The organism is Chitinophaga sp. (assembly GCF_035761305.1).
Classification (GTDB): Bacteria; Bacteroidota; Bacteroidia; order Chitinophagales; family Chitinophagaceae; genus Chitinophaga.
Genome location: NZ_DASTRI010000076.1, coordinates 24,805 through 33,467, shown reverse-complemented (window position 1 = coordinate 33,467; position 8,663 = coordinate 24,805). Strand labels below are relative to the sequence as shown.

At 49.2% G+C, this 8,663-nt stretch carries 9 protein-coding genes; 3 read left to right on the top strand and 6 right to left on the bottom strand.

The annotated features are described in order from the left end of the window. A partial coding sequence (locus VFS25_RS06975) for a DEAD/DEAH box helicase (RefSeq protein WP_326461408.1) occupies positions 1 to 1,287 on the top strand: 1,287 nt, incomplete at its 5' end. Between the two features lie 59 nt (positions 1,288 to 1,346). Next, a complete protein-coding gene (locus VFS25_RS06970; protein ID WP_326461407.1) occupies positions 1,347 to 2,240 on the top strand; it encodes a 3-hydroxybutyryl-CoA dehydrogenase in 894 nt (297 codons plus the stop codon). A 112-nt stretch (positions 2,241 to 2,352) separates the two neighbouring features. Here the strand turns inward: VFS25_RS06970 and VFS25_RS06965 are convergent, their stop codons facing one another. The 3 genes from VFS25_RS06965 to ribD form a co-directional block, all read right to left on the bottom strand. Next, on the bottom strand, positions 2,353 to 2,823 hold the full coding sequence (locus tag VFS25_RS06965) for a DUF1772 domain-containing protein (RefSeq protein WP_326461406.1): 471 nt from the start codon (positions 2,821 to 2,823) through the stop codon (positions 2,353 to 2,355). Between the two features lie 219 nt (positions 2,824 to 3,042). Further along, positions 3,043 to 3,645, bottom strand: a complete 603-nt coding sequence (locus VFS25_RS06960; protein WP_326461405.1) for a YigZ family protein — start codon at positions 3,643 to 3,645, stop codon at positions 3,043 to 3,045. A gap of 36 nt (positions 3,646 to 3,681) precedes the next feature. After that, positions 3,682 to 4,719 (bottom strand): bifunctional diaminohydroxyphosphoribosylaminopyrimidine deaminase/5-amino-6-(5-phosphoribosylamino)uracil reductase RibD, encoded by a 1,038-nt coding sequence (gene ribD, locus VFS25_RS06955; protein ID WP_326461404.1) that lies wholly within the window; start codon positions 4,717 to 4,719, stop codon positions 3,682 to 3,684. A 59-nt stretch (positions 4,720 to 4,778) separates the two neighbouring features. Between ribD and prmC the strand changes: the two genes are divergently transcribed. Beyond that, a complete protein-coding gene (prmC, locus tag VFS25_RS06950; protein ID WP_326461403.1) occupies positions 4,779 to 5,639 on the top strand; it encodes a peptide chain release factor N(5)-glutamine methyltransferase in 861 nt (286 codons plus the stop codon). A 396-nt stretch (positions 5,640 to 6,035) separates the two neighbouring features. Here prmC and VFS25_RS06945 read toward each other — a convergent pair whose 3' ends face one another. The 3 genes from VFS25_RS06945 to pepT form a co-directional block, all read right to left on the bottom strand. Next, on the bottom strand, positions 6,036 to 6,446 hold the full coding sequence (locus tag VFS25_RS06945) for a biopolymer transporter ExbD (protein ID WP_326461402.1): 411 nt from the start codon (positions 6,444 to 6,446) through the stop codon (positions 6,036 to 6,038). Positions 6,447 to 6,532: 86 nt separating this feature from the next. Beyond that, positions 6,533 to 7,249 (bottom strand): MotA/TolQ/ExbB proton channel family protein, encoded by a 717-nt coding sequence (locus VFS25_RS06940; RefSeq protein ID WP_326461401.1) that lies wholly within the window; start codon positions 7,247 to 7,249, stop codon positions 6,533 to 6,535. Between the two features lie 84 nt (positions 7,250 to 7,333). Then, a complete protein-coding gene (gene pepT, locus VFS25_RS06935; RefSeq protein WP_326461400.1) occupies positions 7,334 to 8,581 on the bottom strand; it encodes a peptidase T in 1,248 nt (415 codons plus the stop codon). Positions 8,582 to 8,663 lie beyond the last annotated feature (82 nt).

The window sequence follows — 8,663 nt, the reverse complement described above, 5'->3', positions numbered from 1 at the left end:
AAGGAAGAGGGGCTGCTCAACCAAAAAAAGGCGCTGGTAATAGCACCTACCGGCCTGCTTACCAACTGGCTGGCCGAAATTGAAAAGTTTGCACCGGCCCTTAATACCCACATTTTTCATGGCGCCGGCCGGACAATAGCGCCGGAATTTGACATATTGCTTACCAGCTATGGCATTGCAAGAACAGAAGCCGCGCAGTTAAAAAAACTGCACTGGCATACTGTAGTAATTGATGAAGCCCAGTATATTAAAAACCAGGACACCGCACAAGCCAAAGCCATTAAAAGCATTGGCGCGGATAATTTCATAGCCATGAGCGGCACGCCTGTTGAAAACCGTCTGAGTGAGCTATGGAGCATTATGGATTACAGCAACCGCAACCTGCTGGGCAGCCTTAAAGAATTCCGGGAAACTTTTGCAATACCCGTAGAAACCTATAACGACGCCGGCGCTGCAGTCCGGCTGAAACAGGTAACGGCTCCTTTTATGATGCGCCGCCTGAAAACTGATAAGCACATTATCCAGGACCTGCCGGACAAGCTGGAAATGGATTGCTTCGCCATGCTGGTAAAGGAGCAGGCCAGCCTGTATCAGAAAACACTGGAAGAAGCCATGAAGGAAATAGAAGCAATTAATCCGGTTGACAAAAAAGGGCTGTTTGTACGGCAGGGACTTGTACTACAAATGATACTCGCGCTAAAACAAATCTGCAACCATCCCGCACAGTTCCTAAAGAACAATGTGCTGGATGCCGGCATGAGCGGCAAGCTATCCCTGTTATTTGATAAGTTGGACAGCATAATGGAAAGCCATGAAAAAGTGCTGGTTTTTACCCAGTTCGCTGAAATGGGACGCATGCTGCAGCATTTTATTGCAGAACGTTACCAGTCAACACCCCTGTTTTACCATGGCGGTTGCACAGTTAAACAACGCAAAGACATGGTAGATGCCTTTCAGAACAACCATGCCGAAAAGATTTTTATCCTATCTTTAAAGGCAGCCGGAACAGGCCTTAACCTCACCGCTGCCAATCACGTAATTCACTATGATCTCTGGTGGAACCCGGCTGTAGAAGCCCAGGCAACGGACCGCGCCTACCGTATTGGACAGAAAAGTAATGTTATGGTGCACCGCTTTATTACTAAAAACACCTTTGAAGAACGTATCAATGAAATGATACAATCTAAAAAGCACCTGGCTAATATGACGGTTGCTGCCGGCGAAAACTGGATAGGCAACCTTAGTAATAAAGAACTAAAAGCGCTGTTTTCAATAGCCAATGCTTAGTAACATTCCGTATCATCAACAATTTAAAACATCATACACCCTTAAAATCATTTGCTTTCATGGAACAAATAGCAGTTATCGGCGCCGGCACCATGGGAAACGGCATTGCACACGTATTTGCACAGCATAATTATAAGGTGAACCTGGTAGATGTAGCGGCCCCCGCGCTGGAAAAAGCCCTGGGCACCATACAAAAGAACCTGGACCGGCAGGTGGCTAAAGGCGCCATTACCGACGCTGTAAAAGCCCAAACCCTGCAAAACATTACCACCTTTACTTCCATCGCGGAAGGCGTGCAAAATGTTTCACTAGTGGTAGAAGCGGCTACAGAAAACAGCGCCCTGAAGCTGAAAATATTTACAGAGCTGGATCAGCATGCGCCGGCAAACGCCATACTGGCCACCAACACCTCCTCCATTTCCATTACCCGTATTGCGGCAGCTACCAAACGCCCGCAAAAAGTAATAGGCATGCACTTTATGAACCCGGTTCCGGTAATGAAGCTGGTAGAGATCATTAACGGCTATGCAACAGATGCAGCAGTAACCCGCACCATTGTAAGCCTGTCTGAAAAACTGGGAAAAACGCCCTGCGTGGTGAATGACTATCCTGGTTTTATTGCCAACCGCATCCTGATGCCTATGATCAACGAAGCTATTTGCTCCCTGTACGAAGGGGTGGCCGGCGTACAGGAAATTGATACGGTAATGAAGCTGGGCATGGCGCACCCGATGGGGCCTTTGCAGCTGGCTGATTTCATAGGCCTGGATGTATGCCTGTCTATATTGCAGGTGCTGCACGATGGTTTCGGCAATCCCAAATACGCGCCCTGCCCCCTGCTGGTGAATATGGTTACCGCCGGCTACCTGGGCGTAAAAAGCGGCGAAGGTTTTTATAAGTACACTGCCGGCAGTAAGGACCTGGTTGTGAGCGAGCGGTTTTTGAAAATGTAAAAGTAAGAAGGGCAGTGTATAATCAGGCCTGAAATGTAAATACAGTAAAAGTAAAGGGAATGCAGCGTATTTAATATCCGCTGCATTCCCTTTTACATTCTGCATTTTACATTTAATATTTTACATTCTTACTAAGCACGGCCGCGATAAACGCCCCCATTCCTGCCAGGGATATAAAGGTGCGCAGCATATGAAAGGTTTCCCATTTTTGGCGGATGCTTTGCCAGTTGGCCGGTACGGTATCTGCCGTCCAGTTTTTAAGCTGGTTATCTATGGGCACTTCAATGCCTACTGTAATCACTAAGGCGGCAATAAATAATACCAAAGCGCCCAGTATGCAATAAAAATAAGTGTCGCGCTGTTTGCGGCCCATTATCAGCAGCAGCGCCAGCCCTATAATGCTGCCCGGCATAATAACAGGCATGGCGCCGGAAACGTTGCGGATAATATCCTTCCCGATGGCAATAAACATTGCCGCGGAAAAGTGTTCCATAGTGCGGCTTAAAGCAAACCAGGTGCCCCAGAAAACGCCGGCTACCAGCACCATTAACATGCCGGTGACCCATTGAACTGCTTTTGTCATACCCTTATTTTTTTATTACTAAGGTAAGCTGCATCAAAAAGGGAGCGGGTATTGTTGCGACACAACAGCCATTTCCGGCGACATTACGACTACCGGCAAGGGTTGCTGCGCCAGTTTTGTTTTTACTACAGCGGCTTGGTTAAACGCCCCAACCAATAAATTGCGCTGCCTGCACCGGCCTTGTTTTTACCGGCAACCGGGAACAGGGAGCCTGCAGCGTTATACCTTGCTTTCCCTTATATCCAGTCCATAAATTTCTTTCAGCCGCAAAAGGCATAGCTCCTGGTTAGCTTTGGGTATGCCTATCTGCATGGCGCAAAACAGCTGCAGCTCCTGCGAAAGAATGGTGCAGTTGTTTTGCTTTACGGTGTTGATTACTTCGTTGAGGATGGTATAGTCAAAGCTGAGCTGGTATTTTACCTCTACATTTTTTTGCACCGCGGGTATCAGCTGCAGCACCAGGGCTGTAGCCATTTTATAGGCGTTGATAAGACCCGGCGCACCCAGCAGGGTGCCGCCAAAATACCGCACCACTATTACCAGGGTATCGGTCAGCTGCTTGCTGTCTATTTGTCCCAATATAGGTTTGCCGGCTGTGCCGGAAGGCTCGCCATCGTCGCTGGCGCGGAACTGCAATCCATCGGTACCCAGGCGATACGCAAAACAGTGATGGGTGGCTTTGGGGTGCTCTTTTTTAATAGCCTGCAGCTTTTCTTTTACATCGTCTGTACTCTTTACCGGGAACGCATATGCCAGGAATTTGCTGCCCCTGTCTTTAAACTCTGCTGTAGCTGTTTTTTCAATCGTAAAATAAACTTCCATTGTTTTATTTAATAGCCGGTAAGCTGTTGCCACCGGCTACGCTGTGTTTCTGTAATATAATATGCGGTCGCCCTGCAGGCTGGTTTCTTCCAGCAGCAGTGCGCGGGGCAGCACCGGCGCGGTTACGCCTTCGGGCAGCATGGTGCTGCCGTTGATAACGCGGGCCTCATCCCACAGGCCGGACTCAATAAAACGTTCCAGCAAATAGGCGCCGCCTTCTACCAGCACGCTGTTAATATTTCTTTCGTATAGCCGTTCCATTAGCTGCGGTAATATGGGCTGGCGGAAATCGGTTTGTATGGTTTCCGTAAGCCCGTTAACGCTGCTTTCTTTTTCTGTAAAGAACCAGGTAGCTATGCTGCCATTGCGCAGGTGATAATGCAGGGGCGTTTTCAGCTCCCGGTCTATTACCAGGCGCACCGGGCTTTTACCGCTCCACAGGCGGTTACTCAGGCGGGGATCATCGGCCAGGGCGGTGTTGGTGCCTACCAGTATGGCCATTTCCTCACTACGCCAGCGATGCACCAGGCGGTCGCTGTATTCATTGGAAATACGCACGGGCTCTCCGCTCAGCGTGGCCATAAAACCAGCGGGGCATTGGGCCCATTTCAGCACAATATAAGGCCGTTTCTTTTCATGATAGGTAAAGAAACGGCGGTTCAGCTCCCGGCAGGCCCTTTCCAGCACGCCTACAGTAACCTGTATGCCTGCTTTCCGCAGCTTTTCAATGCCTCTGCCGCTTACTTCAGAAAAGGTATCGGTACAGCCTATTACCACGCTGGGAATGCCTTCTTTCACAATCCTGTCGGCACAGGGCGGCGTTTTACCGTGGTGGGCGCAGGGCTCCAGTGTTACGTACATGGTGGACTGCGGCACCAGGTATTTGTCCGCTTCCGCTACGCGTTCAATACAATCTACCTCTGCATGGGCATGCCCGTATTGCCGGTGATAGCCCTCACCGATAATGCGGCCCTGGTGCACAAGCACAGCGCCTACCATGGGATTAGGCGCCACCTGCCCGGCGCCCAGCCGGGCCAGCTGAAGGCTGCGTTGCATAAAAAGTTCGTCTTGCATAGCGTGCATGCGCTGAACGTTGGTTATGTTTGCAAAAGTATTATTTTCAGATCATTTGCATGAACATACAGGCAGCATTTACCTACATCACCAATACCATTGCCCCCGTTTATGAGCCCAGGGAAGCGGCCGGCATAGCCCATCTGCTGCTGGAGCACATTACCGGGCTGAATAAGCTGGACCGTATTGTGTATAAAGACAAAATGCTGGAACCTGCGCAGCAATCGCAATTGGAGCAGGGCGTGGCGGCCCTTTTACAACATCAGCCCATACAATATATAACCGGCACGGCCTGGTTTTACGATATGGAGCTGCTGGTGAACCCGGAAGTGCTCATACCCCGCCCTGAAACAGCCGGGCTGGTGGAATGGATAGTGAATGATGCACAGGTGAAGCATATAAAGCTGCTGGATATAGGCACCGGCAGCGGCTGTATTCCTTTGGCCGTAAAAAAGGCGTTACCGGCGTCGGAAGCATGGGGGATAGATGTAAGCGCGGGCGCGTTAACCATCGCAAAAGCCAATGCGAGCCGGCAACAGCTGGATGTGCATTTTACACAGGTAAATGTGCTGGATGATGCCGCTACCGCCGCTTTGCCCGCATTTGATATTATTGTAAGCAACCCGCCCTATATACGCCAAAGCGAGCGCATTGGCATGCAGCAGCAGGTGCTGGACTATGAGCCCGCCCTGGCATTGTTTGTACCGGATGAGGATGCGCTGCTGTTTTACCGCCGTATTACGCAGCTGGCGTTGCGCAAGCTGCAGCCGGGCGGCGCGCTGTATTTCGAGATCAATGAAGCGCTTGGGCCGGAAGTTGTGCAGCTGGTGGAAAAAGCAGGGTTTGCCAATGTACAGCTGCGGCAGGATTTGTACGGAAAAGACCGGATGGTGAAGGGGGCATACCTGCCCAATGTGTAACGTTTTCCCCCGGAAAAGTGATGCGGCTTTGCCACAGTTCAGCCGGGGCCGGAAAGTGTCAGGAGGGAAAAAACAGGCTGGCCTGGTTGGCACGATAATGGTGCATGTTTAACTGAACGGACATTGATTTCCTAATGAACCTTATCCGCTTCTGTAAAAGGAAGATGTGATAAAAAACGAAAGGAATAAATGTTCTGTAAAGGAACGACGATTTCCTAACTAACCTTATCCGTTTCTGTAAAGGGAAGATGTGATAAAAAACGAAAGGAATAGACGTTCTGACAACAGAGGTCGATAAGAAGTTAAAAAAAATGAAGGCGATGAAGCATGCAAAACCTGTAGTTTCACCTCCATCATTAAGCTTGCTTGTCGGCCTCTTTTCTATTTAACAGCAGCTTATTGCTGACGGCTGGGGTGCGCGGTGGCCAACACTACCTTGGCGCCTATTTCCCGCGCTACTTCCATTACCCCTACCACGTCTTCTACCGGCACTGATTTTTCTGCATTTATAACAATGGTGGGATCTACATTTTCCCTTGCAATAGCCGGTACCAGCATTTGCTTAAGGCTTTCAAAAGGCACTTTGTTGGTGCCTACGTAAAACTCTCTTTTATCATTAATGCTCACCACTACCGTTTGCTTGGCCTTGGTGTTGCTTTTGGCCTTGGGCAGCGTAAGCTTTATTACGTTGGGATTAGCCAGCGTAGATACGATGAGGAAGAACAGCAGCAGAATGAACAAAATATCGTTCAGGGCTGAGTTATGCACCTCTACCATCCTTTTCCCTCTTCTGTTACGCAAATTCATAGTCAATTACGAATTACAAATTACGGATTACGAATTTGAAGCCGCTGCGGTCATCATTCATAACCGGTAATTGATCAATTGATAATTTATCTTGTCGGCTCCTGCAGAATATCAATAAATTCTGAGGAGGATGCTTCCATTTTATTAATCACCTTATCTATCTGCGCATTCAGGAAGCTGTAGCAGATATAGGCAATAATACCGATGATCAAACCTGTGGCGGAAGTGATCATCTTTACATAAATACCGCCGGCAATGGTGCCCAGTGTAATATCTGAAGTAATGGAAATGTTAAAGAAGGTTTGGATCATGCCGGCAATGGTGCCCAGGAACCCGAACATGGGCGCTATGCCGGCTATAATAGCCAGTATTACCAGGTTCTTTTCCATTTTATATATTTCCAGCTTGCCAACATTTTCCATTGATTTTTCAATGGCTTCAATAGGCTTGCCTATGCGCTGTATGCCCTTGTCTATCATACGGGCGGTAGGGCCCATGGTATTTTTGGAGAGGGAGCGTGCGGCCTGTATGTTACCGCTGGTAATATGATCGCGGATCATAGGCATAAAGTTCGGCTCCAGCTTACCTGCTTTGGAAATGGTAATATACCTTTCCACAAACACATATACCGCTATCAGGGATAAAACGCCTAGCGGGATCATTAACACACCGCCTTTCATCAACAGGTCCAGTAAGCGTATCTGCTGATCTGCCGTGGCGGCGGCATTGGCAGCAGTGGCCACCGTATCGGCTTTGGGCGTAAGTAAAGTATCCTGCAGTAATGTAACAAGTCCTAATAGCATGTACTAAATTTTAAACCTTGCAAAAGTATTAAATTAAGATACAATAAGTTAACGGAAAGCAGCCAAAATTATTATTAACAGGTGTTAACTATTGGCTTCCCAAACCTGCGCCAGGTGAACAACCGTTTCCACCGCTTTTTGCATATCCTGTATGCTTACATATTCATGTTTGCTGTGCAGGGCCATTTCGCCGGTAAAAAGGTTGGGGCAGGGTAATCCCATAAAAGACAGGCGGGAACCGTCGGTACCACCGCGTATGATCATCTTCAGCGGTTCTACGCCGGCGCAGCGCATGGCCTCTTCAGCATAGGCGCATACCTGTGGGTGCTGGTCCAGCACCTCTTTCATATTGCGGTATTGTTCCGTTACCTGGAAGGTGGCCGTAGCCCGGGGATAGCGTTGCAATACATTTTCCATAATGCTGCGCAGGAATGCTTCATGACGGGCCAGTTCCGCCGTCACAAAATCGCGGATAATAAAATCTATCTCCGCTTTTTCCACTACGCCCTGTACACGCACCGGGTGTATAAAGCCCTCACGATGTGCGGTAGTTTCCGGCGAAAGACCGTTAGCCGGCAGCGCCGCCACTATTTCGGCGGCTACCTTAATGGCGCTTACCAGCTTGTCTTTAGCTGTGCCGGGGTGTATGCCTACGCCCTGTATGGTGATCTTCACTGCATCGGCAGAAAAGGTTTCATCTTCCAGGGAGCCGCGCTCTCCCCCATCCAGCGTATAGCCGTATCGGGCGCCCAGCTTTTGCATGTTCAGCTTTTCCACTCCGCGCCCTGTTTCTTCATCAGGCGTGAACAGGATGCGGATAGCGCCGTGCTTTATTTCAGGGTGCTGCAGCAGGAAGTTGGCGGCATCCATAATGATGGCTATGCCGGCTTTATCATCAGCGCCCAGCAGGGTGGCGCCGCTGGCGGTAATAATATCTTCGCCTTTTTTTGACTGCAGGTAGGGATGTTCCGCCGCACGTATCACCTGTGAGGGATCATCCGGCAGGGTAATATCCCCGCCATTATATTGATGGTGGATGATGGGTTTTACATTCGTACCGCTGCAATCGCTGGAAGTGTCCATGTGGGAGCAAAAACAGATCACCGGCACCTGCTTGCCGGTATTGGCCGGTATGGTGGCATATATATATCCATGCCCGTCCAGTTCCGCATCGGCAATGCCCATATCCTGCAGCTCCTGCAGCAGCAGGCGGCCCAGGTCTTTTTGTTTGGCAGTGGAGGGAAAAGTAGCGCTTAACGGATCGGACTGTGTATCTATCTGCACATAACGCAAAAAGCGTTCTGTAACGGTGTAGCTGTAGTTCGTAAACATCCTGCAAACGTAAGATTTTCTTTTTAGCCGCGCTTACCGGTCATAAAATAGAATATTAAACTTTAAATGTCATTTAAATTAA